This is a genomic window from Streptomyces sp. CA-181903 (assembly GCF_050937075.1).
Classification (GTDB): Bacteria; Actinomycetota; Actinomycetes; order Streptomycetales; family Streptomycetaceae; genus Streptomyces.
Genome location: NZ_JBNJLY010000001.1, coordinates 4,153,863 through 4,176,488, shown reverse-complemented (window position 1 = coordinate 4,176,488; position 22,626 = coordinate 4,153,863). Strand labels below are relative to the sequence as shown.

At 73.3% G+C, this 22,626-nt stretch carries 19 protein-coding genes, 1 tRNA gene and 1 pseudogene; 9 read left to right on the top strand and 12 right to left on the bottom strand.

The window, feature by feature from the left end:
- Positions 1 to 34: 34 nt before the first annotated feature.
- Positions 35 to 919, bottom strand: a complete 885-nt coding sequence (locus ACQEVS_RS18700) for an NAD(P)-dependent oxidoreductase (RefSeq protein ID WP_433021827.1) — start codon at positions 917 to 919, stop codon at positions 35 to 37.
- Between the two features lie 255 nt (positions 920 to 1,174).
- A complete protein-coding gene (locus tag ACQEVS_RS18695) occupies positions 1,175 to 1,528 on the bottom strand; it encodes a UBP-type zinc finger domain-containing protein (protein WP_433021825.1) in 354 nt (117 codons plus the stop codon).
- A 328-nt stretch (positions 1,529 to 1,856) separates the two neighbouring features.
- Between ACQEVS_RS18695 and ACQEVS_RS18690 the strand changes: the two genes are divergently transcribed.
- Together ACQEVS_RS18690 and ACQEVS_RS18685 are read left to right on the top strand one after the other, a co-directional pair.
- The gene (locus ACQEVS_RS18690; RefSeq protein ID WP_433027678.1) at positions 1,857 to 2,891 is read left to right on the top strand and encodes a rod shape-determining protein; all 1,035 of its coding nucleotides are present in this window, start codon (positions 1,857 to 1,859) and stop codon (positions 2,889 to 2,891) included.
- 155 nt (positions 2,892 to 3,046) lie between these two features.
- Positions 3,047 to 3,502 (top strand): tellurite resistance TerB family protein, encoded by a 456-nt coding sequence (locus ACQEVS_RS18685; protein ID WP_004940336.1) that lies wholly within the window; start codon positions 3,047 to 3,049, stop codon positions 3,500 to 3,502.
- 90 nt (positions 3,503 to 3,592) lie between these two features.
- On the opposite strand, the gene ACQEVS_RS18680 is transcribed toward ACQEVS_RS18685, so the two are convergent.
- The 4 genes from ACQEVS_RS18680 to ACQEVS_RS18665 form a co-directional block, all read right to left on the bottom strand.
- Positions 3,593 to 4,711, bottom strand: coding sequence for a type III polyketide synthase (locus ACQEVS_RS18680; protein WP_433021822.1), 1,119 nt, complete (start codon positions 4,709 to 4,711; stop codon positions 3,593 to 3,595).
- A gap of 11 nt (positions 4,712 to 4,722) precedes the next feature.
- Positions 4,723 to 5,931 carry a cytochrome P450 gene (locus tag ACQEVS_RS18675; RefSeq protein WP_433021820.1) on the bottom strand — a complete coding sequence of 403 codons (1,209 nt, stop codon included), beginning with the start codon at positions 5,929 to 5,931 and terminating at the stop codon, positions 4,723 to 4,725.
- Between the two features lie 344 nt (positions 5,932 to 6,275).
- Positions 6,276 to 6,548 carry a DUF1876 domain-containing protein gene (locus ACQEVS_RS18670; RefSeq protein WP_433021818.1) on the bottom strand — a complete coding sequence of 91 codons (273 nt, stop codon included), beginning with the start codon at positions 6,546 to 6,548 and terminating at the stop codon, positions 6,276 to 6,278.
- Positions 6,549 to 7,051: 503 nt separating this feature from the next.
- Positions 7,052 to 8,944 (bottom strand): IucA/IucC family protein, encoded by a 1,893-nt coding sequence (locus ACQEVS_RS18665; RefSeq protein ID WP_433021816.1) that lies wholly within the window; start codon positions 8,942 to 8,944, stop codon positions 7,052 to 7,054.
- Positions 8,945 to 8,986: 42 nt separating this feature from the next.
- On the opposite strand from ACQEVS_RS18665, the gene ACQEVS_RS18660 reads away from it, so the two are divergent.
- Positions 8,987 to 10,519 (top strand): IucA/IucC family protein, encoded by a 1,533-nt coding sequence (locus tag ACQEVS_RS18660; RefSeq protein WP_433021814.1) that lies wholly within the window; start codon positions 8,987 to 8,989, stop codon positions 10,517 to 10,519.
- Positions 10,520 to 10,617: 98 nt separating this feature from the next.
- Here ACQEVS_RS18660 and ACQEVS_RS18655 read toward each other — a convergent pair whose 3' ends face one another.
- A complete protein-coding gene (locus tag ACQEVS_RS18655; protein WP_433021812.1) occupies positions 10,618 to 11,508 on the bottom strand; it encodes a sigma-70 family RNA polymerase sigma factor in 891 nt (296 codons plus the stop codon).
- A gap of 101 nt (positions 11,509 to 11,609) precedes the next feature.
- Between ACQEVS_RS18655 and ACQEVS_RS18650 the strand changes: the two are divergent.
- A pseudogene (locus tag ACQEVS_RS18650) lies at positions 11,610 to 12,397 on the top strand (SDR family oxidoreductase).
- A gap of 329 nt (positions 12,398 to 12,726) precedes the next feature.
- Positions 12,727 to 13,887 carry a GDSL-type esterase/lipase family protein gene (locus ACQEVS_RS18645; RefSeq protein WP_433021810.1) on the top strand — a complete coding sequence of 387 codons (1,161 nt, stop codon included), beginning with the start codon at positions 12,727 to 12,729 and terminating at the stop codon, positions 13,885 to 13,887.
- A 119-nt stretch (positions 13,888 to 14,006) separates the two neighbouring features.
- Here the strand turns inward: ACQEVS_RS18645 and ACQEVS_RS18640 are convergent, their stop codons facing one another.
- Together ACQEVS_RS18640 and ACQEVS_RS18635 are read right to left on the bottom strand one after the other, a co-directional pair.
- Positions 14,007 to 14,534 (bottom strand): hypothetical protein, encoded by a 528-nt coding sequence (locus ACQEVS_RS18640; RefSeq protein ID WP_433021808.1) that lies wholly within the window; start codon positions 14,532 to 14,534, stop codon positions 14,007 to 14,009.
- A gap of 112 nt (positions 14,535 to 14,646) precedes the next feature.
- Positions 14,647 to 14,976: a hypothetical protein gene (locus ACQEVS_RS18635; RefSeq protein WP_433021806.1), complete on the bottom strand. Its 330-nt coding sequence runs from the start codon at positions 14,974 to 14,976 to the stop codon at positions 14,647 to 14,649.
- Positions 14,977 to 15,651: 675 nt separating this feature from the next.
- On the opposite strand from ACQEVS_RS18635, the gene ACQEVS_RS18630 reads away from it, so the two are divergent.
- From ACQEVS_RS18630 to ACQEVS_RS18620, 3 genes are all read left to right on the top strand, one after another.
- Complete coding sequence (locus ACQEVS_RS18630) at positions 15,652 to 17,244, top strand: alpha/beta hydrolase (protein ID WP_433021804.1); 1,593 nt, start codon at positions 15,652 to 15,654, stop codon at positions 17,242 to 17,244.
- A 168-nt stretch (positions 17,245 to 17,412) separates the two neighbouring features.
- Positions 17,413 to 17,489 (top strand) — tRNA-Thr (locus ACQEVS_RS18625).
- Positions 17,490 to 17,616: 127 nt separating this feature from the next.
- Complete coding sequence (locus ACQEVS_RS18620) at positions 17,617 to 18,474, top strand: RNA methyltransferase (RefSeq protein ID WP_433021802.1); 858 nt, start codon at positions 17,617 to 17,619, stop codon at positions 18,472 to 18,474.
- Here the strand turns inward: ACQEVS_RS18620 and ACQEVS_RS18615 are convergent.
- Together ACQEVS_RS18615 and ACQEVS_RS18610 are read right to left on the bottom strand one after the other, a co-directional pair.
- On the bottom strand, positions 18,432 to 19,463 hold the full coding sequence (locus ACQEVS_RS18615; RefSeq protein WP_433021800.1) for a glycosyltransferase family protein: 1,032 nt from the start codon (positions 19,461 to 19,463) through the stop codon (positions 18,432 to 18,434). The two genes, ACQEVS_RS18620 and ACQEVS_RS18615, sit on opposite strands and share 43 nt — an antisense overlap.
- 101 nt (positions 19,464 to 19,564) lie before the next feature.
- Positions 19,565 to 20,317, bottom strand: coding sequence for an rRNA methyltransferase (locus tag ACQEVS_RS18610; RefSeq protein ID WP_433021798.1), 753 nt, complete (start codon positions 20,315 to 20,317; stop codon positions 19,565 to 19,567).
- Positions 20,318 to 20,575: 258 nt separating this feature from the next.
- On the opposite strand from ACQEVS_RS18610, the gene ACQEVS_RS18605 reads away from it, so the two are divergent.
- Positions 20,576 to 21,544 carry an NAD-dependent epimerase/dehydratase family protein gene (locus ACQEVS_RS18605; RefSeq protein ID WP_433021796.1) on the top strand — a complete coding sequence of 323 codons (969 nt, stop codon included), beginning with the start codon at positions 20,576 to 20,578 and terminating at the stop codon, positions 21,542 to 21,544.
- A 39-nt stretch (positions 21,545 to 21,583) separates the two neighbouring features.
- On the opposite strand, the gene ACQEVS_RS18600 is transcribed toward ACQEVS_RS18605, so the two are convergent.
- Positions 21,584 to 22,468 (bottom strand): glycosyltransferase, encoded by an 885-nt coding sequence (locus ACQEVS_RS18600; RefSeq protein WP_433021794.1) that lies wholly within the window; start codon positions 22,466 to 22,468, stop codon positions 21,584 to 21,586.
- Positions 22,469 to 22,626: the final 158 nt, after the last annotated feature.

The following is a 22,626-nucleotide window of genomic DNA, read 5'->3' as shown; positions in this document are numbered from 1 at the left end:
CGTCGCCCGCCGGGGCGTTCCCGCCGGGCGGACGTCACCGGGCGGCGCGCCCCCGGACGTACTCGATGAGGCGGGCGTAGCCGTCGGCGCCGTGCCCGTCCTCCACCGCGCGTCCCGCCAGCTTGAGGAACGCCTGCGGAAGACCGGATTCCACCCCTCGCAGCTCGCCGGCGTGCCGCAACAGCCCCATCAGCATCAGGTGCTGGCCCAACGGAAACTCCCCGGCCGGGTACTCACCCGCGTCGACCTGCGGGGCGCACTCCTCCATCAGCCGGCCGACGGTCTTCATCCAGCGGCCCGCGACCCCGGTGAAGGCCGTCGCGGACACCCCGCCGCCCGGGCCGTCCGCGCCCGTGAGCGCCACGCCGTGCAGCCAGCCGGTGAGCGTGGACCACAGCAGTCCGAGCAGCGCGATGTCGTGGACGGCGGGCAGGGCCGGGTCGTCGCCCAGGTACACCGGGTCGCCGAGGGCGGCCAGGACGCCGCGGTGCCCGTCGAAGGCGGGGCGCGGCCCGCCGTAGAGCTGGAGGGAGTCCGGCCGCCCCACGTGGGACGGCGTCGTCAGGACCGCGCCGTCGAGGTAGCGGACGCCCAGCGCGCCCGCCCGGTCGGCCGCGTCCCGCGCCTGTACCGGCGAACCGGAGGCGAAATTGACCAGCGTCCGCCCGGCGAGCCCGGCGGCGCACGGCGACAGCACCTCGCGCACGGCCTCGTACGTCGACAGGCAGACGACGACCAGCGGGGCGGCGGCCACGGCCGCTCCGGGCGAGGCGGCCTCCACCGCGCCCCGCACGACGAGCGGCGGCGCCGTGTCGCGTGTCCGGTTCCAGACCGTCGTCGAGTGCCCCGCCGTCAGGAACGCGCCGGCCAGCGCCGACCCCATCGCCCCCAGACCGATGACGCTCACCTCGGTGTCCATGCCGCCCCCGTCCCTGGCACACCCGCCCGCGCGTCCGCCGCGTCCCCGATTGTCAGGGGTCGGGGCTTCCGCCCGCAATGGCGCGCCTTGGCCATTTGTCCGGTACGCGCCCCCTGGCGGGCAGCATCGATCAAGGTAGGGTATGGAAATGGTTTTCATTAACGATGAGTGCCGGGCGGCCCGAGGGCGGTCCGTGCTCCGCGATTTGGCCGTCGTCCGCTGCCTGTGCCGACGCGCCCTCCTGAAGGCCGTCAGCTACGACGGGAGGAGCAGCAACTCGTCCGCGTAGCACCAGGCCCAGTCCTCACCCGGCTCGATGGAGCGCGCGAGGTCATGACCGGGCGTCCCGTGCGCGTGCGCGCTCGCGTGCCGGTGCGGCGAACTGTCGCAGCAGCCCACGTGGCCGCAGACCAGGCACTCGCGCAGGTGCACCCAGGTGCTCCCGATGCGCAGGCATTCCTCGCATCCTTCGGGGGTGTTGGGGGTCACGGGACGGATCTGTGCCAGGTGACCGCAGGTGCGGTCCGCGGGGCGGCCCTCGACGTCGGCGGCGACCTGCCACGCCGCCGGCCCCCGCGGTCCGTCCGGCTCCCTCTTCGACGCGCTCATGGTCCGAGCGTAGGGCGGGCGGGGGCCGGGCGCGCGTCGGGGCGGTGGTCCGGCGCGGTCCCGCCCGGAACCGGCGGATTCCTGTGAACCCGCAGGTCGACGGCGTTGTCAGACCCCCCTGGCAGACTTCTTCGCACCGGGGCCGTGGAGGTGGGTGACGGGGGTGTCCACCTCCGCGAGCCCCGGTGCGCCCGGCCGCCGGCGGGTCCGCTCCTCCGAGTGGCGCACTCCGGCGGGCGACGCGCCGTGCCGCACCGCACGATGGCCCCAGGGGCCGCCGTTTGGCGGTTCCCCGCCACCGCACCGCCGCCGGGGAGATGAGCCCGTGATGACCCTCAGCCTCGCCCAGCTGAGCCGCTGCACCATCGCCGTCGACCTCGGCGCGTCCCGCACGCGTGTCTACGCCCGCGACACCGGCCTGATCGTCGACGAGCCGAGCATCGCCGCGGTCAACACCAGGACGGGCTCGCTCATCGCCGTCGGCGCCCTCGCCGAGGGCATGGCCGGCCGGACGCCGGCCCACATCCGCGTTGTCCGCCCGGTCTCCGGCGGCACGGTCGTCGACGTCGACATGGCCCAGCGCATGCTGCGCCACCTGATCAGCGACAAGCTGCGCCGCGCCTGGCGGCGGAGGCCGCTGCTGCGGGCCGCGGTCTGTCTGCCGCACGACGCCGAGCCGATCGCGCAGCGCGCGGCGGTGGAGACGCTGACCGGGCTCGGCGCCCGGCGGGTCGAGCTGGTGGACACGCTCGTCGCGGCGGCCGTCGGCTGCGGACTGCCGGTGGAGCTGCCCGAGGCCACGATGATCATCGTCTGTGGAGCGGCCTCGACCCAGGTGGCCGTGCTCTCCCTCGGTTCCATCGTGGCGGCGGAGAAGGTGCAGGTCGGCGGGGACGCCATCGACTACGCGATCGTCCAGCACCTGCGCAGCGAGCACGAGTTGATGCTGCCCACCCAGGGCCTCTACCCGTTGCACATGGCCCTCCGCGCGGACCGGATGGGCGGCGGCACCGAGACGGAGGTCCGCGGCCGGGACGTGGCGACGGGGCTGTCCCGCACCGTGCTGGTGAGCACGGCGCATGTGCGCGAGGCGGTGCGCACGCCGCTCACCGTCGTGCTGGACGCCATAGGGCGGGTGCTGCGGGACTGCCCGCCGGACCTGGTCGCGGACCTGGGGACGCGCGGCGTGATGCTGGCCGGCGGCAGTGCGCTGATGCCGGGGCTCGACACGATGATCGAGGACGCGACGGGGATGACCGTGCACATCGCGGCCAATCCGGACCACTGCTCGGTGCTGGGGCTGGGGGCGATGATGGAGGGGAAGGTCAAGCCGATGGTGCTGGATCCGCTGGCGACGGGGTGAGGGGCGGCGGTCCGAGCGCGGGCGACGGAGGCCGGGGGCCACGGGGGCGCACGGGGCACGGGGGAGAGGAACGGCGTCGTCCCAGGGGGAACTTCTGTGCCTTCCGGTCAGTTCTGCCAGTGCTACCCCCCGTTTTCACAAGGAGAGAAACGCACATGGCGCTCTGGGACCGGCTCAAGGAATCGGCCACGACGATGCAGGGCCAGCTGGTCGCGAAGAAGAACGACCTCAAGAGCGGTGCGTTCCGCGACGCGAGCATGGCGATGTGCGCGCTGGTGGCGGCGGCCGACGGTTCGGTGGACGCCTCGGAGCGGCAGCGCGTCGCCTCGCTGATCGCCACCAACGAGGTGCTGCAGAACTTCCCGGCGGACGACCTGCACGCGAAGTTCACGGACTACTGCCAGAAGCTGGCCGCCGACTTCGACTTCGGCAAGGTCAGCCTGCTCCAGACCATCGGCAAGGTGCAGAAGAAGCCCACCGAGGCGCGTGCCGTCATCCAGATCGGCATCGTCATCGGCGGCGCGGACGGCGACTTCGACAAGGAGGAGCAGGCCGTCGTCCGTGAGGCGTGCTTCGCCGTGGGCATCGCGCCCTCCGAGTTCGACCTGTAAGAGCCGTACCGAGGCGACGCGTCACACCGAGGCGCGCAGCGAGGAGCGCGGGTCACCGAGAGGGAAGGTGACCCGCGCTCCCGCGTCCGCTCAGGCCGGCAGTGTCACGGAAGAGTTCCGGCCGGCGGACGTCTTCCGGGCGCGGTGGCCATTGCCGGTGACCGCGCCCGACCAGGTGCCCAGGGCGATCTCGGCGGTGATGCCCGGCCCGAAGCCGGCGATCACACCGCGCGCCGCGTGCTCGGCGCCGCCGTCCTGGAACAGCCGCTCCAGCGCGTCGAAGACGACCGCGCTGGCGATGTTCCCCCGTTCGACCAGCGTCTGCCTGCTGTAGCGGAACATCGACTGTTCCAGCCGCAGGTACTTGCCGAGGTCGTCGAGGATGCGGGGGCCGCCCGCGTGCACGATGTAGAAGTCCAGCTCGGAGACGTCCCACTCGTACGGTTCGGCCATCTCCCGCATCGCCGGGGCCAGCATCGCCATCGTGCCCGGCACGCGTTTGTCCAGGATGAAGTGGAACCCGGTGTCCTTCACCCCGTAGGAGATCCACTCCTCGGTGTCCGGCACCAGGTGCGAACCGTTGCGTTCGAGCTTCACTCCCGTACCGCCGTCCCCGCGGACCACGGCACAGGCGATGGCGTCGCCGAACAGGCCGTTGGAGAGCAGGTTGCCGACCCCCAGGTCGGTGGGCTGGTAGAGCAGCGAGCAGAACTCGCAGGCCACGATGAGCACATTGGCCCCGGGGTAGGCGCTGCAGAAGTCGTGGGAGCGGTTGACCGCCGCCCCTCCGGCCGCGCATCCGAGCTGGGCGATGGGCAGTTGGCGGGTCTCGCTCCGGAAGCCCATGGTGTTGATGAGCCACGCGGTCATCGAGGGCATCATGAAGCCCGTACAGGACACGTACACGATCATGTCGATGTCCCGGACGGTCAGTTCCGCGTGCTCCAGCGCCCGGTTCACCACGTCGGGCACCCGCGCCTTGGCCTCCGCCTCGTAGAGGTTGTTCCGGGCGGTGAAGCCCGGGTGCTTGAGGGTGGCCTCGATCGGCTGCACCAGGTGCCGGGTCTGGACCCCGGTGTTGCCGATGAGCCGCAGCGCCAGCTCCAGCTGCGGATGGTCCGCGTGCAGGGTGCGCGCCAGTTCCAGGGTCTCTTCCCTGGTGATGATGTGCTCCGGGACGGCGATGGCCGGTCTGCACAGAGTCGCCATGGTCGGCCTCCTCACCAGGCGACCGGCAGGGTGAGCGGATAGCGCCAGATCGACACGGTGTTCCACTGCACCTCCTCCGCCGGTACGGCCAAGCGCAGTTCGGGGAAACGGTTGATGAGCGTGCCGATGGCGATCTGGAGTTCCATCCGGGCCAGGTGGGCACCCAGGCAGTGGTGGGAGCCGTGGCCGAAGGTCATGTGCGGTACCGGGTCCTCCCGGTCGAAGTCGAGCTCGTCCGCGCGTTCGTAGACCGATCCGTCGCGGTTGGCGCACAGGTACGAGACGTGGACGACGTCCCCGGCCGGGATCGTCACGCCGTTGAACGAGACGTCCTCCAGCGCCACCCGGGGGATGCCGACGCCCTGGCGGAACGGGATGTACCGCAGCAGCTCCTCCAGGGCCCGCGGCATGATCTCGGGCCGCTCCCGGAGCTGTGCGAGGTGCTTCGGGTGGGTCAGGAGCGTGTAGATGATGTTGCAGATCTCGTAGGTGCTGGTGTCGTGCCCGGTGACCAGGAGGAGCATGCCCATGACGGCCAGCTCCTTCTCGTCGAGCATCTCCTCGCCGACCCGTGCCGTGGCCAGGGAGCTCAGCAGGTCGCTGCCGGGATTGCGGCGGCGCTCGGCCGTCAGGCCGGCGAAGTACTGCCGGAGGCCGGCCTTGGCCTCGGTCGCCGCCTCCTTGTCCGCGGGCTTCATGGACATCATGGCCATGGCCCAGGCGCGCAGTTGCGGACGGTCCTCCATCGGGACGGCCAGCAGCTCGCAGATGGTCATCAGCGGCAGCTTCCCCGCCAGGTGGTGGGCCACGTCGGCGGGCGAGCCCTCGTCCTCCATGGCGTCCAGCAGCTTGTCGACGAGCTGCTGCGTCTTCGGCCGCAACTCCTCCACCTGCTTATTGCTGAACCCGGTGGTCACCAGGCGGCGCAGCCTGCTCAGCGCCGGCGGGTCCATCAGGTTGATCGCCTCCGACTGGGCGATCGGCGCCGGTGTGATGCGTGGAAAGTCCTTCCCGATCAGCGCGGCCCGGCTGAAGCGACGGTCCTGGGTGACCGTACGAACGTCCTCGTACCGCGTCACCAGCCAGCACTCGCCCTCGCCGTACGGCATGCGGACCTTGGCGACCGGGGCCTCGGTCCGCATCCGCTCCATGAACGGGTCAGGTTCCAGCGCTTCATCGTGACGGAAGGGACACGTCCGTTCGGATTCCTCAGTGGTCATGCGAAGCACTCCCCATACCCAAGGGCACGGCCTTGGTGGCGCGCCGATATCTACAGACCGATTCCGCAGGGGCAAGCACGCCACACCTGTACCCGGATGATTCACTCGATTTGTGGACTTACCCGTGTAAATCAAACAGGTACCCGTCGAACGCACCAGAGCTGTTCACCCAAGTAGGTGACCCCGGGCGGAAGCTCTCCGGAGCGGGGCGGGGCGCGAAATCACGGACGCCGCTTCTTCCCGCACGGTGCGATGCGGGGACGACGTCCGTGTTCGCCATGGGGACCCGGCGCGGAGAAACGACGCGAGGCGGTGCGGCGCCGGCTGGTTCGCGGCGCCGCCGCTCAGACCCCGAGGCCCTGAACCGGCTTGTGGGTGTGGCGCTCGATATCCGAGGCCGCCGTGTTCACCAACTGGTGGGACAACGACGACATGGCGCGGGCCACGGCGAGCTCGTCGCCGATTTCCGGCACGTTCTCGTCGGCGGGATTGCAGCGGGCCACTCCCTCGCCGACCATCGTCCCGGCGGCGGCCCCGCTCAGCCGCGCCTCCGCGTTCACCGTCTCGGCGTTCTCCTTGATGCTGATCTGTACGTTCCAGCTCTTCATGCCGGTCATGGGAGCACCCTCTTCCAGCCGCTCAGCATGAACACACTCCGGACACACCCCCGATCACCATCGTCACACCGCGCCCCACCGGTCGCACGCGGGCGCCCGACCGCGGGGGCGGGCTCGCCCGGCGTACCGGGCCGGGGCGGACCCGGGAAGGCCGCCGGTCGGGCCCGGACGCGACGCCGCCCCGCACGGCCACCAGGGCGCCGGCAGGAGAGCCCACCACGCTCAGGTGATCCCGGCGCGGGCCGGGCTCGGAGCCGGGGCCCGGGGCCGGGGTCTGCTTCAGGCCGGGGACAGGGGTCAGGGCCATGGCGGTCCTCCATCAGTCGATTACGGAATGTGAATCTCTGGTGACGAACCTTCCCCTCGTACACCTCTTCCCCTCCTGCCGAAGGGGTTGTGCGGAGGCGCGCCACGAGCGCGCCACGAGCACCCCAAGGCGTACCGGCGACCTCTGGCGCCAACAGCGCTCCGGGGGCGCCCCGGCCCCGGCGGCCGGCCCGGGGTCAGGGAGCGGGCGACGGCGGCCGGCCGCGCGAGGCGGCGCGCGCCGGGCTCGGGGCGGCGCCGGAGCGCGGCGCGAGCGGGTTGGGGACGGGCAGGTAGCGGGGGTCGGTGCCGTCCGCGCCGATCCAGCGGGAGAGCAGATTGGCCTTCCCCGGGAGGGTGGGCGCGGCGAGCAGCGCGCCGAGTTCGGGGAGGACGGGAAGGTCCGGCAGCGTGTCACAGCGCTCGAACTCGTCCCGGGCAGCGGCCCACAACTCCGCGCCGCACCGGGGGAACCGGTGCACGAGCGCCCCCGCGACCTCGCTGAGGTTGTTGACGACCAGGCAGTAGGCGAGCCGCCGCCACGCCGGCGCCCGCGGCATCTCGGCGAGCACCTTGGCCCCTTCCGCGTCACGGAACACGGACTGCACGGGCGTGCCCTGGGTGTCCACGGCGATCAGGGTGTTCTGCAGGTGGCACTCCACCACGACGCCGTACCGCGCGAACGCCTCCAGCACGGGCGGCACGACACACCGCACGTACGCCGTCCACCAGGCCAGCGGTTCCACGATCCGGTCGAGGGGGTTGCCGTCGAAGCCCTCGGCGAGCGCGGCGGCCAGGACGGCGGTCGTACCGGGGAGCAGGTGCCGGGAGAGCCCCTCGCGGGCGAGGACGGCGCAGGTCTCGAAGAGGCCGTCGACGGTGCGGTGGCAGCGTTCGCTGAGCCAGGCCGCCGGGCCGCCCATCGCCGCGAAGGCGGCGGTGACCAGGGGGTCGGTGCGACGGACGTGGCGGAGTTCGTGACGGCGCATGCGACGGACGTCGTTGGTGATCTGGACGTCCAGGCTGAACTTCAGGAAGAGGTCCCCGGCGGCCGCCCGGGCGACCGGCGGGCGACGGCGGGAGCCCCCGGCCCCGCGCGGCGTCTCCCCCGGTACGTACACCGTGCGCACCGAGGCCGTGGGACGGGCCTGCCAGGCCGTGTGACCGAGGCGGACCAGCCGCCCGTCGGCGAACGCCGCCCGCATCTCCGGCCTGCCGCCTGCGAGTTCCAGCTGCCAGGGGTGGGCGGGGAGCAGACGGTAACCGGGCGGCGCCTCGCCCAAGGCGTCCAGCGCCCGGGTGTCGCCGTCCTCCACGACCGCGTCCTCCCGGACCCCGAGCAGGACGAGCGGGAAGCGGGCGTACGCCTCCGGCGCGTACCGCAACCAGGCGGCGGGCGGGCCGCCACCGCTGCGCGCCTTCGGCGCCGGGTGGAAGGGGTGCCCCATGACGAGGGCCTGTTCTGACCGCAGCCATGGGTCATCGGGCGGCGCCGCGTGCACCCGGGCGGCGAGGACCGCCTCCACCGCGGCCCGGCCGGCGGTCATCTCGGCGGGCAGCGCGCGGTTCGCCACCCCGGTGGCGGCGCGCATCTCCTGGGCCGCGAGGGACACGAGGCCCGCGTGGCGCAGCGGCCGCCAGCTCCGTCCGGTCCACAGCTCGGGCTCGGACGGGCGGTGCCCTGCGCGGACGCGCAACAGGCGGCCGGAGGCGCGGAGTCGGTAGACGGAGCGGGGGGCGTTCGAGGAGGGGGGCTCGGCGGGATACGGCCGGTCCTCGGGCAGGGGCGTCAGGGGCGGCGGTGCCGTGAGTGCCGCTCTGCGGGTGGCGGGGTCCGTGGGGGCCCTGGGAGCCATGGGAAGCGGGGAGGCCGAGGCCACCGGCACCGGTAAGCCCTGTGCGGCCGCGATCCTCGGCGAGCCGTTCACCGCGTCCGGGCCCGCGGCCGGCGCCCCGCCCGGCGGCACGGCCGGGGACGCGGCGGGCCCGGCCGGCCCGGGGGCGTCGGCCAGCTCGGCGGCTTCTCTGAGCAGACAGTTGAGCAGTGGCGTCACGGCCAGCGCGTCAGCGGCCCGAGTGAGTGCATTCATCGGCCATCAGTATGTGTGGAGGGTGTTCCCCTGCGGTAGGACATGCGCGTGTGCCGGACCTCCGCCGAGCAAATCCTCGCCAGGGAACTCGCCGCCGCCGCGCCCGATGTGGCGTCCGCTTACCGTGCGTTCCTGCCCGGCGCCAGGGCGTCCGTGCTGACCCGTCTGTGGCGCGGCCTCGTCCACGAGCCCCTGCCCTGGATCACCGCCCGCGCGGACGGCCACGACGGCGTCACCCTGCGCTTGTCCGACGGCGGGCGGCTGCACGGCCCGCCGTCCGACCCCTGGTCGACGGCCACCACCGTCACCGCGCTGGACCTGGGCGGAGCCCGCCACGACCACCCGTCGGAGCTGATGACCGAGCTGTCGGCACGGCTCGGCCTGCCGAACGGGCCGCGCTTCGCCGCCGAACTCGACCACAGCGCCGCCTCCTTGGCCCTCTCCCGCGCCGCCCGCCACGAGCGCGGCACGCCGTTCGCCGTCCGGTCCCCCTGGGAGTGGGAGCAGTGGCCGACGGACGGCCACCCCTACCACCCCACCTGTCGCGCGCGCCCCGGCTTCTCCGCCGCCGAACAGCTCGCGTACGCGCCGGAGCACCGGCCGGTGGTGGAGCTGCGCCTGACGGCCGTGCCGGACGGGACGGTGACGGGAGCGTGGCCGAGTGAACTGCGTGACGGCAGCGCATTGTTGATACCGGTCCACCCTTGGCAGGCCGCACACGTCCTCGACGGCCGCCCACTGCGCCCGGGCCCGCCGGCGCACCCCCTGCTGTCCCTGCGCACGCTCGACATGGGCGGGAACGTGCACGTCAAAACGGCGGTCACTACCCAACTGACGTCGGCGGTCCGGGACATCTCGCCGTACTCGGTCACCCACGCCCTCGCCACCTCCGACTTCGCCGAACGCGTGGCCCGCCGGCTGGACGGCCGGCTGCACATCGCCCGTACCCTCGCGGCGGCGGGGGCAGGCACGGCCGATCTGGCGGCGGTGCTGCGCGAGTCGCCGTACGGGTACGGGGACACGGCGGCCGGCGAGCGCGTCGTCCCGGCGGCCGTCCTGCCGGCGCTGCTGGACTCCCGGCCGCCCGGCGAACGTCTCGCGCGAGCCGTGGCCTTCGCCCGCCTGGCGCTCGGCGTCTGCCTGGACCTGCTCGACACCGGAGTGGCCCTGGAGGCGCACGGACAGAACCTCCTCGTCGTCGTCGACCGGGACGACCGCCCCCTGCGCCTCGTCTACCGCGACCTCGCCGACATCCGCATCAGCCCGGCGCGGCTCGCCCGGCACGGCATCCCGGCTCCTCCGCTGACCGGACGCCTGCTGACCGACGACCCGGCCGTCCTCCGCCGCAAGGTCGTCGGCTGCCTGGTCACCGGCGCCCTGGCCCCCCTGGCCGGCGACGCCCCCGCCCTCGCGACCCTCCTGGAGACCGCGGCCCGGGACCTCCCGCGGACCCCGGAGGTCCGCGCGCTCCTGACGGCTCCCCTCCCGGCGAAGGCCCTGACGGCCATGCGGCTGTCCACAGGCGGGCAGGGTGACCTGTGGACCGGTCTGCCCAATCCGGTGCGGGCGGGCTAGCCGGTGGAGCGCCCCGCCGGCCGGTGCGGGCGGATCAGCCGGTGAAGCGCCCCGCCGGCCGGTGCGGGCGGATCAGCCGGTGAAGCGCCCCGCCGGCCTCACTCGTCCGCCCCCGGCACATCGACCCCGGCCAGCCGCTCCGGATCCATCAGCACGTCCACGGCCGCGATCCGCCCGTCGACCACCGTGAACGCCATGACCGTCAGCAACCGCCCCTTCATGACGACCACGACACCGGCGGCGCCGTTGACCAGCACCGGGCGGACGAACGGGGAGAGCTTCGAGAAGGTGACCGCCTGCGAGGCGACCGTGCGGGCGCCGTGCAGGACGGCCGTCCGGCGGGCCCGCGCGGCACCGCCGTCGGAGCGCAGGACGACGTCGGGGTGGAGGACGGCGACGAGGGCGTCGAAGTCGCCGTCGCGCGCCGCGGCGAAGAACGCGTCGACCGCCTTGCGCTGGTGCGCGAGGTCGCGGTCGGGTGCCGGTGCCTGGCCCCGGACGCGCCGGCGGGCCCGGCTGGCGAGCTGGCGCGTCGCCGCGGCGGAACGTTCCAGCAAAGGCGCGATCTCGTCGAAGGGCACGGCGAACATGTCGTGCAGGACGAACGCCAGCCGCTCCGCCGGCGCCAGCGACTCCAGCACCACCATCATCGCCAGCCCCACCGAGTCGGCCAGCAGCGCCTCCTGCTCGGGGTCGGCCGCGTCCTCCCGGCCGATCAGCGGATCGGGCAGGCGCGGAACGGCGTCGAGCGGGTCCTCACGTCGGTGCTCACGGGTGCGCAGGACGTTCAGGCAGACGCGCGCGACGACGGTCGTCAGCCAGCCGCCGAGGTTCTCCACCTCGCTCACGTCCGTCCGGTCGAAGCGCAGCCACGCCTCCTGAACGGCGTCGTCGGCCTCGCTCAGCGAGCCCAGCACGCGGTACGCCACCGCGCGCAGCCGGCTCCGGTGCTCCTCGAACCGGACGGCCGGGAAATCGCTCTCGTCCACCTGTCACATTCCCTTCCCCCTGCGGGTCAGAGCAGTAGATCACCGAAACCGGCGGACGCGCCCGGAGGTTCGCCTCCGGGTCCGAGCACAGTGGAGCAGTCATGACGTCACCCATCCTCGTCACCGGCGGCACGGGCACGCTGGGCGGCCATGTCCTCCCCTCCTGCGGCGGGCGGGCCGCGACGTGCGCGTACTGAGCAGGCACGCCCGCGAGGCGGCGGACGGCGTCGAGTACGTCGCCTGCGACCTGCTCGCGGAGGACGGCGGCCGGGCCCTCGCCGCGGCGCTGGACGGCGTCGAGACCGTCCTCCACCTCGCGGGCGGCCCGAAGGGGGACGACGTCGCGACCCGCAACCTCGTCCGGGCCGCGGCGGAAGCCGGGGTGCGGCACTTCGTGTACATCTCGGTGATCGGCGCGGACCGGATCCCGCTGGGCTACTTCCGGTCCAAGCTGGGCGCCGAGCGGGCCGTGGCCGAGTCGGGCCTGCCGTGGACGACCCTGCGGGCGGCGCAGTTCCACGACCTGGTCCTGAAGGCGGTGCGCACGATGGCGAAGATGCCGGTGGTGCCCGTCCCCGGCGGCATCCGCATGCAGCCCGTCGACGCCCGCGAAGTGGCCGTACGCCTCGTGGAACTCGCCCTCGGCGAGCCCGCCGGCCTCGTCCCCGACCTGGCCGGCCCGGCCGTCCACGGCATGGGCGAACTCGCCCGCGACTACCTCCGGGCGCACGGCAAGCGGCGGCCGATGCTGCCGGTGCGCCTGCCCGGAAGGGTCGGGCGCGCCTACCGCGCCGCCGAGAACCTGTCCCTGGAAGGAGCGTCGTTCGGCACCCGGACCTGGGAGGAGTTCCTGGACGCGCACACCGCGAACGCCCGCGCCGGGAAGTAGGGGCGGGACCCGGCGCGCGGGCGGACCCGTCGGCCGCCGGACCGCCGGACCGCCGAGGCGGCGCGGCTTGCCGGGCCGGGCGGCACACAGGGCCGGGCTGCGCGTGGGGCCGGGCTGCGCGTGGGGCCGGGCTGCACACGGGGCAGGGCTTCATACGGGGCCGGGCGGGCGTTGTCAGTGGGGCCGCTTAGGGTGAAGGTGTCTCGTCCTCCACGGCCGGAGGGCGGACGGAAGTGCGGGCCGGCGGCAAGGACTCAGGACGGACGCGGTCGGCCCCACGACGAGTTCAGGACACGCACCCCGCGCAGCGCTGCCCGTAGGAGACCGAAGTGACCGACTGGATCACCACCCCGATCGACACCCGCATCCTGCGCGGCGCCCTGGAGCTGGAACGGACCGAACGCGGGCTGCTGCCGCACCGGTTGCCGGCCGGGGTCCGGCAGCGGTTCCCGGACGACCGCCTGTTGACGATGGAGTCCCAGCCCTCCGGCGTCCGGCTGGCCTTCCGGACCGGCGCCACCGCCGTCGAACTGGACGTGCTGCCCACGAAAACCGTGTACCCGGGCCTGCCGCCGCGCCCCTCCGGCACGTACGTCCTGCTCGTCGACGGCCGTCCGGCCGGGCGGGCGAGCGCGGAGGGCGGCGACGTGCGGACGGTCGACATGGCCTCCGGCTCCTTCTCCGTCACCCCCGGCCCGACCGGCACCCTCCGGTTCGACGGGCTGCCGGGCGAGCCGAAGGACGTCGAGATCTGGCTGCCGCACGACGAGACGACGGAACTGGTCGCCCTCCGTACGAACGCGCCCGTGGAGCCCGTGCCCGACCGGGGCCGCAAGGTGTGGCTGCACCACGGCAGTTCCATCAGCCACGGCTCCGCCGCCACGCAGCCGACCGCGACCTGGCCGGCGCTGGCCGCCGCCCGGGGCGGCGTCGAGCTGATCAACCTCGGCCTGGGCGGCAACGCCCTGCTCGACCCGTTCATGGCGCGCACGATGCGGGACGTGCCCGCGGACCTGATCAGTGTCAAGATCGGGATCAATGTGGTCAATACCGATCTGATGCGGCTGCGGGCCTTCGCCCCGGCCGTCCACGGCTTCCTCGACACCATCCGCGACGGGCACCCGGACGTGCCGCTGCTGGTGGTGTCCCCGGTCTTCTGCCCGGCCCAGGAGACCACCCCGGGGCCGCTCATGCCCGAGTTCGAGGGCGACCGGATGACCTTCCGGGCCCTCGGCGACCCGTCCGACCCCACGCGGCTGACGCTGACCGTCATCCGGAACGAGCTCGCCCGTATCGCCGCGCAGCGGGCGGCCGAGGACCCGAACCTGCACTACCTGGACGGCCTCGCGCTCTACGGCGAGTCCGACTTCGCCGAAGTGCCGCTCCCCGACGGCCTCCACCCGGACGACGCCGGGCACCGCCGCATAGGCGAGCGCTTCGCCGAGCGGGTCTTCGGCGCCGGCGGCCCGTTCGCCGCCCGGGAGGAGTGAGGGCGGGCCGCGTCGCGGAGTGAGGGCGGGTCAGGCCGCTGCGTGAGGACGGGGCACGTCGAGGGGTGAAGGCGGGCCCTGTCGCGGAGCGGTTCCTCACCCCGCGGTTCGCCGCCGCGTCACATCCACGTCGTGGCCGTGGCGACCACGTCCGCCTCGCGGGGCCGGTCCGGGTTGCCGTAGCGGATCTCGACGCGGGGGTTCCGGCGGGTGAAGTCGCTGTCGACCAGCCGGACCCGCCGCGGGTCCTTGACCGTGCGGTAGGCGATGTCGGTGTCGAGGAAGAAGCCGAACTCGCCCTTCGCCGGCGCGTAGGCGAAGAACTCCCCGCCTTGGTAGTGGCGCTTGAGGCGGTCCTCGGTGAGGGCGAGCGACCAGTAGCCCACACAGCGCCCGGCCGGGCACATGAAGCGGAACTCCGCCTTCAGGCCGTCCAGCTCCATGGCCCGGAACGGGTTGTCGTCGGCCGGGGCGGTCTGCTTCGCCGACGGAAGCCCGGAAAGCCCGGCGGCCGCGCTCGATGCCGTATGCGCCGCTATGGTCCCGTGCTCCGCCGCGGATGCCGGGGCGCCCTGCGCGACGGCGACGGTCAGCGCGGCGGCCGCCAAGGCGGTGGCGGCGGTGCGGAGCGCGATGCGGAATGCCATGTCCGATCTCCAGTCCTCTGCGTGATCGAATCGCTGCGAGACGTGATCATCGCGGAGGAAGGAGTGCCCGGCAACGGGCGGGAGACGATTCCGGCCAGCCCGGCGGACCGGCTCAGATGATGCCACGCAACGGGTCGTCCGTACGCACGAGTTCGGTCCGCAGGAGCTGCGCGCCGATGGTCCGGTTCACGACGGCGTCCGCCACACCGCCCAAGAGGTGCACATCCGCCTCGGCCTGAGCCGGAGTCGCGAGGGCGACGCCGCCCAGGCCGAGCAACGCGGTGGCGGCGGCCGTCGTCAGCGTCCGGCGGACGCGGACGCCGCGCGGACCGCCGAGGGCACGGAGGGCGGGGGAACGCGCTGCATGGTGAGCTCCTCTCGCGGCGCTGCCGGGCCTTTCGGACGCCGCCTCGCCGTCCTGCCCCGGGCCGGCGGCCGGCATTCCGGCTGTGCGCCGGTGCGCCGGTCTCCGCGCCTCCATCCGACGCACGCGCCCCTCACGCCCCCGCGGCAGACGGTCCGTGCTCCGGCGCCGGCCCCGCCCGGCTACCACCGGCACGCCGCAGCGTCACAGGCATGCGACAGCCCCCGGTGCTCCACGCCGGACCGCGAACCCGGGCCGTCGCCCGCGGCACCGATCCCGGCAGGAACCCTCCCGGGGGCCTGGCCAGTCGACGAGATGGGGGTCACTCGGGCCGATGAACGTCTTCATCGACGGTGCGGCTCTCACCGTTGGCTGGTGTATGACCAGTCTGCTCCGCATATATCCGGAGTCAAGAGGTTCGCGAAATTGGTGCACCCCATGCGCACTTCCCGCGGGGGCCCCCGCCGACCGGCCCAGCACAGGAGGCCCGAGGACACCACAACCCGAGTGAATCCTCACTCGTACGAGCCGACCTGACCGTTCATACGACCCCTATCCGGTATGCGTCCGGATACTCTCCGTACACCCGTGCCCGGCCCCGTGCGGCTCACGAATCCGTGTGAATCCACCCGCTCCCCCACTCCTGCCGCTTCGCCCGCTTCACCGCACGCGACCGGAACCACCGCACCCCCGGTGGTCGCCACACGCCGTACGCCGCACGCCCACCTGTCTGCCACACAGAGGGACCTGCCGATGGACACCAGCCGCCTGCTCCGTACCTCCGGCACCCTGGCCGCCACCGCGGCCCTCCTGCTCTCCGCCCTGGCCGCCGGCGGGCCCGGCCCGGCCGCCGCCGCGCCGAGAGACAGCGCCGGACCCGGCGCGTCAGCCCTGACGACCACCGCCGACACCGACCTCGCCGCCCTCGCGAACCCCCTGCGCCCGTACTACGGCCAGAAACTGCGCTGGCACTCCTGCGGCGGCGGGAAGAGCGCCGCGTTCGAGTGCGCGAGCATGAAGGTCCCGCTCGACTACCGCGTCCCCCGCGGCGGGGACATCACCCTCGCCGTCTCCCGCAAAAAGGCCGCGGACCCCGGCAAACGCCTGGGGTCCCTGCTGGTCAACCCGGGCGGCCCCGGCGGGTCCGCGATCGGCTACCTGCAAGGCCACGCGGCCGCGAAGTACCCGTCGTCCGTCCGGGCCCGCTACGACCTCGTCGCCGTCGACCCGCGCGGAGTGGGCCGCAGCACCCCCGTCACCTGTCTGTCGGACAGCGAGATGGACGGCTACGCCCAGTCCGACCCCACCCCCAGGGACGCCGCGGAGACCCGCCGCTTCGTGGCCAACCTGAAGAAGTTCGCCAACGGCTGCGCGTCCCGCTCCGGCAGGATCCTGCGGCACGTCTCCACCGTCGAGGCGGCCCGGGACATGGACGTCCTGCGGGCCCTGCTCGGCGACGACAAGCTGCACTACGTCGGCGCCTCGTACGGCACCTTCCTCGGCGCCACCTACGCGGAGCTCTTCCCGTCCCGCGTCGGCCGGCTGGTGCTGGACGGCGCGCTGGACCCGTCGCTCGACGCGGAGCGCGTCAACCGCGAGCAGACGGCCGGCTTCCAGACCGCGTTCACCGCCTTCGCCCGCGACTGCGCGCGGCACACAGACTGCCCGCTGGGCACCTCCGGGCCGGCGGACGCCGGGAACCGCCTGCGGTCGTTCCTGGAGCGGATCGACGCCCGTCCGCTCCCCACCCGCCAGTCCCGCCGACTGACCGAAGGGCTGGCGACGACGGGGGTGATCGCGGCCATGTACGACGAGGCCGGGTGGCCCGTCCTCCGCAAGGCCCTGGCCCTGGCCGCCGCCGGCGACGGCTCCGTGCTCCTCGCCCTCTCCGACGCCTACTACGAGCGGAACGCCGACGGCTCGTACTCCAACCTCATGGCCGCCAACGCCGCCGTGAACTGCCTGGACGCGCCGTCCGCCTTCCACGGGCCGGAAGACGTCCGGCAAGCGCTCCCGGCGTTCCGCAAAGCCTCTCCGGTGCTCGGCGAAGCCCTCGCCTGGGCCTCCCTGAGCTGCGCGTACTGGCCCACGCACCCCACCGGCCACCCGCACCGCATCACGGCCCGCGGCGCCGCCCCCATCCTCGTCGTCGGCACCACCCGCGACCCCGCCACCCCGTACCCCTGGGCCCGCGCCCTCGCCTCCCAGCTCTCCTCCGGCCGCCTCCTCACCTACGAGGGCGACGGCCACACCGCCTACACCCGCGGCAGCTCCTGCGTGGACTCCGCGATCAACGCGTACCTCCTCAACGGCACTCCGCCGCGCTCCGGCCTCCGCTGCTCCTGATCCCTCCGCCCCCTCGCCCCTCTCTCCCGCGACCGCCCCGGCCCGCACCGGTCCGCCCCAGTCAGCCCCGGCCCACTCATACGCCCATAGGACCGCCCGGTACGGAGCACCCTCCGGACCTGTGTAGACTTAGGTCCGCTGCTGATGCCAGTCTTGGCCCGGCAGCTTGCCGCCTTAGCTCAGTTGGCCAGAGCAACGCACTCGTAATGCGTAGGTCGCGGGTTCAAATCCCGCAGGCGGCTCCAAAGAATCCCAGGCCAGAGTCTCTGGCCTGGGATTTTGTCGTAGAGCCCGGCAAACTCGGGCCCGGCACGGCCGGCGCTCGGCCGGGCTATAAGCTCGCGCAAAACGGCAAGATCACAGGGAGTGCGGATGCCGGCGGCTCGGCGGATCACCTCACGCAACGCTCGCTTCCAGCAGTGGCAGGCGCTGCTCGGCAACCGCAACAAGCGCACGCGCGCCGGTGAGTTCCTGGTCATGGGCGTCCGCCCGGTCTCGCTCGCGGTGGAGCAGGGCTGGCCCGTCCGCACGCTCCTCTACGACGGGCAGCGGCAGCTGTCGAAGTGGGCGCGGGAGCTCCTCCGCACGGTGCGGACGGAGCAGGTCGCGATGGGCTCGGACCTGATGATGGAGCTGGGCGAGAAGAGCGAGGCCCCGCCCGAGGTCATCGCCGTCGTCGAGATGCCCGCCGACGACCTGGGCCGGATCCCGGTCCGGGAGGACTTCCTGGGCGTACTGTTCGACCGGCCGACCAGCCCGGGGAACATCGGCAGCATCATCCGCTCGGCGGACGCCCTGGGCGCCCACGGCCTGATCGTGGCCGGGCACGCCGCCGACGTCTACGACCCCAAGGCGGTGCGGTCGAGCACCGGATCGCTGTTCTCCCTGCCCGCCGTCCGAGTGCCGTCGCCGGCCGAGGTGATGGAGTGGGTGGAGGCCCGCCGGGCGGGCGGGACGCCGATCGTCCTGGTCGGTACGGACGAGGACGGCGAGTGCGACGTCTTCGACTTCGATTTCACCCAGCCGACCCTGCTGCTGGTCGGCAACGAGACGTCCGGGCTCAGCAACACCTGGCGCAACCTGTGCGACCACACGGTCAGCATCCCGATGACCGGCTCGGCGAGTTCGCTGAACGCCGCGAACGCCGCGACCGCGGTCCTCTACGAGACCGTCCGGCAGCGGGTCGGTCAGCGGAAGAACGCCAGCAACTCGGCGAGCAGCCTGGGGTAGTTGTACCGGGCCCGCGCCCGCTCCTGGATCCGTCCCACGAGCTCCGCGTGCCGCTCGAAGTCGCCCGCCAGCCGGCCGAGCGCCGCGGCGGGGTCCGCGCCCAGCATCAGGGGTTCCGCTCCCCCGCCGTACAGGGGGGACATGAACTCCGCCTCGGCCGGCAGCACCGGCAGCGAGCCGGAGGCGAGGGTCTCGAACGCCCGGGCCGTGAGCAGTCCGGTGTCGGCGACGAGCGGGCTGACCAGCACCGGTGTGATCGCCGCCCGGCCCATCTCCGCGACGACGTGCCCGAACGGCACCGGCGGCGCGACCTCGACGCCGGCCAGCCGTTCCGGCTCGCCGGAGGTGATGTCCTCGAACCCGGGGCAGGTCTCGTCGTCCCACCACCGTCCGCAGACCCGTATCCGCCGCAGCCGGGCCCGCCGCGCGGCCTCGACGACCTCGACGAACGGCTCCCAGCGCCCCCAGTTGCTGCCGATGTACTGGAGGTCGTAGTCCCGCTCGCGGCCGAGTTCCAGGGGGTGCCGCACCAGGCCGGGCATGCCGAAACAAGGGAAGAACTCCGCGCCGTCCGGCAGGGGGCCCGTCTTGGGCTGCAGGACGAGGTCGCCGAGCGTGGAGTAGAGCCGCTGCCAGTCCTCGACCGCATGGGTCCCGACGGAGCTGTCGCCGGCGGTGGCGACGCCGCCCCAGTGGCCGTCGAAATCGATGATCAGGCGCCGGTCCCGGGGAATGGAGCAGGCCAGTTCGACCTGCTCGTCGGAGAGGTATTGCCGGGCCTCGAACATGAACACCAGATGTGTTCCCCACCGCACGTCCGGCTCCACCGGAAGGTGCCGCGGGATCTGGTCGTCCATCCGCGAGAGGGGGCCGCTGACGCGGACTTCGCAGCCCGCCTCGCCCGCCGCCTCCACATAGGCTGCGACGGTCTGGCTGAACCCCGCCTGCCAATGGAAATTCCCGGCCATGAGCACCCGGGCTCCCGCCATTCCGCCCTCCCAAGAACACACCTGAAGCCATCCTGGCGTGGCGAGTCTAGGGAAAAGGAACTGGGGAAAACCCCAGGTCGGCCGCGTATTCGGGCCGGGGCTCAGGAGCAGGCGTCCAGCACGTCGGCCGCCCGGACCAGGACGGCCGACCTGGTGCCGATCTTCAGCCGCTCCAGGACGGGCACCGGGGCCACCGGGATCTTCCGGCTGCGGTCGGTGACGGCGATCACCGCGTGCGCGGGCAGCATCGACGCGAGCGAGCGCAGCATGCCGGCCACCGGCTGCCCGGGCACCGCCCCGTCCCAGTGCGTCCGCTCGCCGTACGGCAGATCGGTCAGCACGACGTCGGGCGCGGCCCCGGCGAGGACCGCGGACAGCGACCGCGGATCGAAGACGTCCGCGGCGCCGACGGCGTACGGCAGCGCACCGCCGGCCGCCTCCAGGCGGTCCCGCAGTCTGCGGGCGGCGGCCGCGGACTCCAGGTACGCGGGCTTGGCGAAGCGCTCGCTCTGCTCGCGCCGTTCGGCCTCGCGCGCGGTCAGCCCCTCGGGAGAGAGCAGGGCGAGGTTCTTGGCCGCGAGTTCCAGCGGGGCGGGGTCCACGTCGGAGGCGATCACCTGCCGGAGCGAGCCGCGGTGCAGCAGCCCCAGGACCGTCAGGAGGTAACCGCTGCCGCAGCACGGGTCCCACAGCGTCACCGGACCGTCGCCCGGGAGCCTGGCCTGGGCCCGCAGGAAGATCTCGGTCGCCAGGCGGACGGGGAACGCGGGGTGGCCCGGCGCGGAGTGGAGCACGACGCCGCAAGCGAGGTCGGAACTGTCGCTCCGCTCGACGGCGTGGCGGTACGAACTCACCTGTCCACTCCCAGCAACTCGGAACCGCTTCCGTCGCGGCCCTGCGGCGATCATATGGCGCGCCCCGGCGAGGCCCGCCGCCGCCGTCGGGCCCGGATGGCGCCGGCGCGTCCGGGTCTGTCCATTGTCCCAGGTGGAGCGGGCTGGTCCCGCGCGGTCCCCGCGGGGAATCTCTGAGGTTTTCCCGAACGTCCCCCGCCTTACGATCGCCGCGCTCGGACGCTGCAGCCGCAGCGGTAGTCGCGAGGAAGGGCGGCCATGTCCATGTTCCCGGGGTTCTCGGACGGAACGCGTCTGCTGGTGACCGGAGGGGCGGGCTTCATCGGCTCGCACGTCGTCGACACCTTGCTGGAGGCCGGGGCCGAGGTCACCGTCCTCGACGACCTGACCACGGGCGATCCGGAGCGGCTGGACCCGCGGGCGGACCTCCGCCGCGTCGACGTGACCGACGCCGCCGCCCTCGACGAGGCGGTGCGGTCCGTGCGCCCCGACGCCGTCTGCCACCTCGCGGCCCAGATCGACGTCCGGGTCTCGGTGGCCGACCCGGCCGCCGACGCGCGGGTGAACGTGGAGGGGACGGTCAACGTGCTGGAGGCGGCCCGGGCCGTCGGCGCGCGGGTCGTGTTCGCCTCCACCGGCGGGGCCCTCTACGGGGAGGGCGTCCCGGTCCCGACCGCGGAGGACACGCCGCCCCGGCCGCAGGCGCCCTACGGCACCGCCAAGTACTGCGCGGAGCAGTACGTCGGCCTCTTCAACCGGCTGCACGGGACCGGGCACAGCGTGCTGCGGCTCGGCAACGTGTACGGGCCCCGGCAGAGTCCGGGCGGAGAGGCGGGTGTCATCGCGATCCACTGCGGGGTGGCCCGCGACGGCGGGGTGCCCACCGTGTTCGGCGACGGCGCGCAGACCCGCGACTACGTGTACGTGGGCGACGTCGCCGAGGCGTTCCTCGCGGCCCTCCGGCATCCTGCGCCCGGCGTCTGGAACATCGGCACGGGCGAGGGGAGCACGGTGCTGGAGGTCCTCGACCACATCGCCGCCGCCTCCGGGCGCGACCTGCGTCCCCGTTTCGCGCCCCGCCGGCCGGGCGAGATCCGGCACAGCACGCTGGACGTCACCCGCGCCGCCGCCGACCTGGGCTGGGCCGCGTCCGTGCCGCTGGAGAAGGGCATCGCCGCCACCTACGACTGGATCCGTTCCGGCTCGCCCGTCCGGCGGCGGGCCTGACCCGGCGGCCGGGGGCGGTCAACGCCTCCGGCCCGGTGCTCACTTACCGCGCAGACGGAGTACGAGCCCGTGGCCGACGCCGATCGCGGTGGCGGCGCCGTACAGGCAGAACAACAGCGGGGTGCAGCGGGACTCCGGTGCCGTGCGGTGCCGGTTCAGCTCCTTGCGGAGCCCCGCGACCGACTGGTGCCGCCGCGCCTCCGAGTGCCCCTGCCAGTAGGCCCTGCGCAGGAGGTAGCGGAGGGTCAGCCGGCCGGGGTCGACGTCGTGGACGACCGCGTGCCCGGGCAGCAGGCGCTCGACGGCGCCCGCCTCCTTCATCAGTGCGATGAACGTGGTGTCCTCGCCGGACTTGAGGTTGCCGCCGGTGCGGCTGAGGCCCAGGTCGAAGAGCAGGCCCCGGCGGTGCGCGAAGTCGGCGTCGACGCCCATGCAAGCGCCCCAGATCTTGATGTCCCCGCGGGGTCGGTGCCACCCGACGAGGTGGAACTGCCCCGAGGACAGGAACCAGGGCAGCCGGCGCATGTCGCGCGGTGGCCGCAGCCGTGCCCCGACCACGTGTGCCCCGGCGCGGAACGCGGCGCGGACGGCGTCCACGGCGGAGGCGTCGAGCCGCACGTCGTCGTCGACGAACAGGACGTGCCGCCCGGCGTACTCCCGCAGCACCGTGTTGCGGGACGCCGACAGCCCGCGCGTGGCGCCCAGGACGCGCATCGTCCCGCCGGCCTCGTTCACCTGGGCGGCGATCTTCTCGGCCTCGGGGGTCACCGGCCGGTCCAGCAGGACGAGGTATTCGTCGCCGTTCAACTGGTCGAGATTGTGCCGCAGATGCCGGCGCACGTTCTCCGGACGGAAGGCACAGACCGCCACCACCATGGGGCGCTGCCCGGGGGTGCCCCGGTCCGCGGTCTCTTTCTTGTCCACAGTCACTCCAGGTATGGCCGCGTTCCGTTGGAGGGGCACTCACGGGTGCCGGTCGGGATTCATTGTAGGAACCGCTTTCTAAGAAATGCACTAGAGAATCGGCGGCCTCAACTGCATTGACTGCTGTTAGTGTCGGGGAGTCGGCCATCGGAACGACT

Bases quoted from the DNA above. Each gene is read 5' to 3' on its own strand.
- ACQEVS_RS18605 (WP_433021796.1), top strand. From the start codon at position 20,576: ATGTCCATGTTCCCGGGGTTCTCGGACGGAACGCGTCTGCTGGTGACC.
- ACQEVS_RS18700 (WP_433021827.1), bottom strand. From the start codon at position 919: ATGGACACCGAGGTGAGCGTCATCGGTCTGGGGGCGATGGGGTCGGCG.
- ACQEVS_RS18685 (WP_004940336.1), top strand. From the start codon at position 3,047: ATGGCGCTCTGGGACCGGCTCAAGGAATCGGCCACGACGATGCAGGGC.
- ACQEVS_RS18675 (WP_433021820.1), bottom strand. From the start codon at position 5,931: ATGACCACTGAGGAATCCGAACGGACGTGTCCCTTCCGTCACGATGAA.
- ACQEVS_RS18615 (WP_433021800.1), bottom strand. From the start codon at position 19,463: ATGGCGGGAGCCCGGGTGCTCATGGCCGGGAATTTCCATTGGCAGGCG.
- ACQEVS_RS18665 (WP_433021816.1), bottom strand. From the start codon at position 8,944: ATGAATGCACTCACTCGGGCCGCTGACGCGCTGGCCGTGACGCCACTG.
- ACQEVS_RS18670 (WP_433021818.1), bottom strand. From the start codon at position 6,548: ATGACCGGCATGAAGAGCTGGAACGTACAGATCAGCATCAAGGAGAAC.
- ACQEVS_RS18695 (WP_433021825.1), bottom strand. From the start codon at position 1,528: ATGAGCGCGTCGAAGAGGGAGCCGGACGGACCGCGGGGGCCGGCGGCG.
- ACQEVS_RS18620 (WP_433021802.1), top strand. From the start codon at position 17,617: ATGCCGGCGGCTCGGCGGATCACCTCACGCAACGCTCGCTTCCAGCAG.
- ACQEVS_RS18680 (WP_433021822.1), bottom strand. From the start codon at position 4,711: ATGGCGACTCTGTGCAGACCGGCCATCGCCGTCCCGGAGCACATCATC.
- ACQEVS_RS18660 (WP_433021814.1), top strand. From the start codon at position 8,987: ATGCGCGTGTGCCGGACCTCCGCCGAGCAAATCCTCGCCAGGGAACTC.
- ACQEVS_RS18690 (WP_433027678.1), top strand. From the start codon at position 1,857: ATGACCCTCAGCCTCGCCCAGCTGAGCCGCTGCACCATCGCCGTCGAC.
- ACQEVS_RS18640 (WP_433021808.1), bottom strand. From the start codon at position 14,534: ATGGCATTCCGCATCGCGCTCCGCACCGCCGCCACCGCCTTGGCGGCC.
- ACQEVS_RS18635 (WP_433021806.1), bottom strand. From the start codon at position 14,976: ATGCCGGCCGCCGGCCCGGGGCAGGACGGCGAGGCGGCGTCCGAAAGG.
- ACQEVS_RS18630 (WP_433021804.1), top strand. From the start codon at position 15,652: ATGGACACCAGCCGCCTGCTCCGTACCTCCGGCACCCTGGCCGCCACC.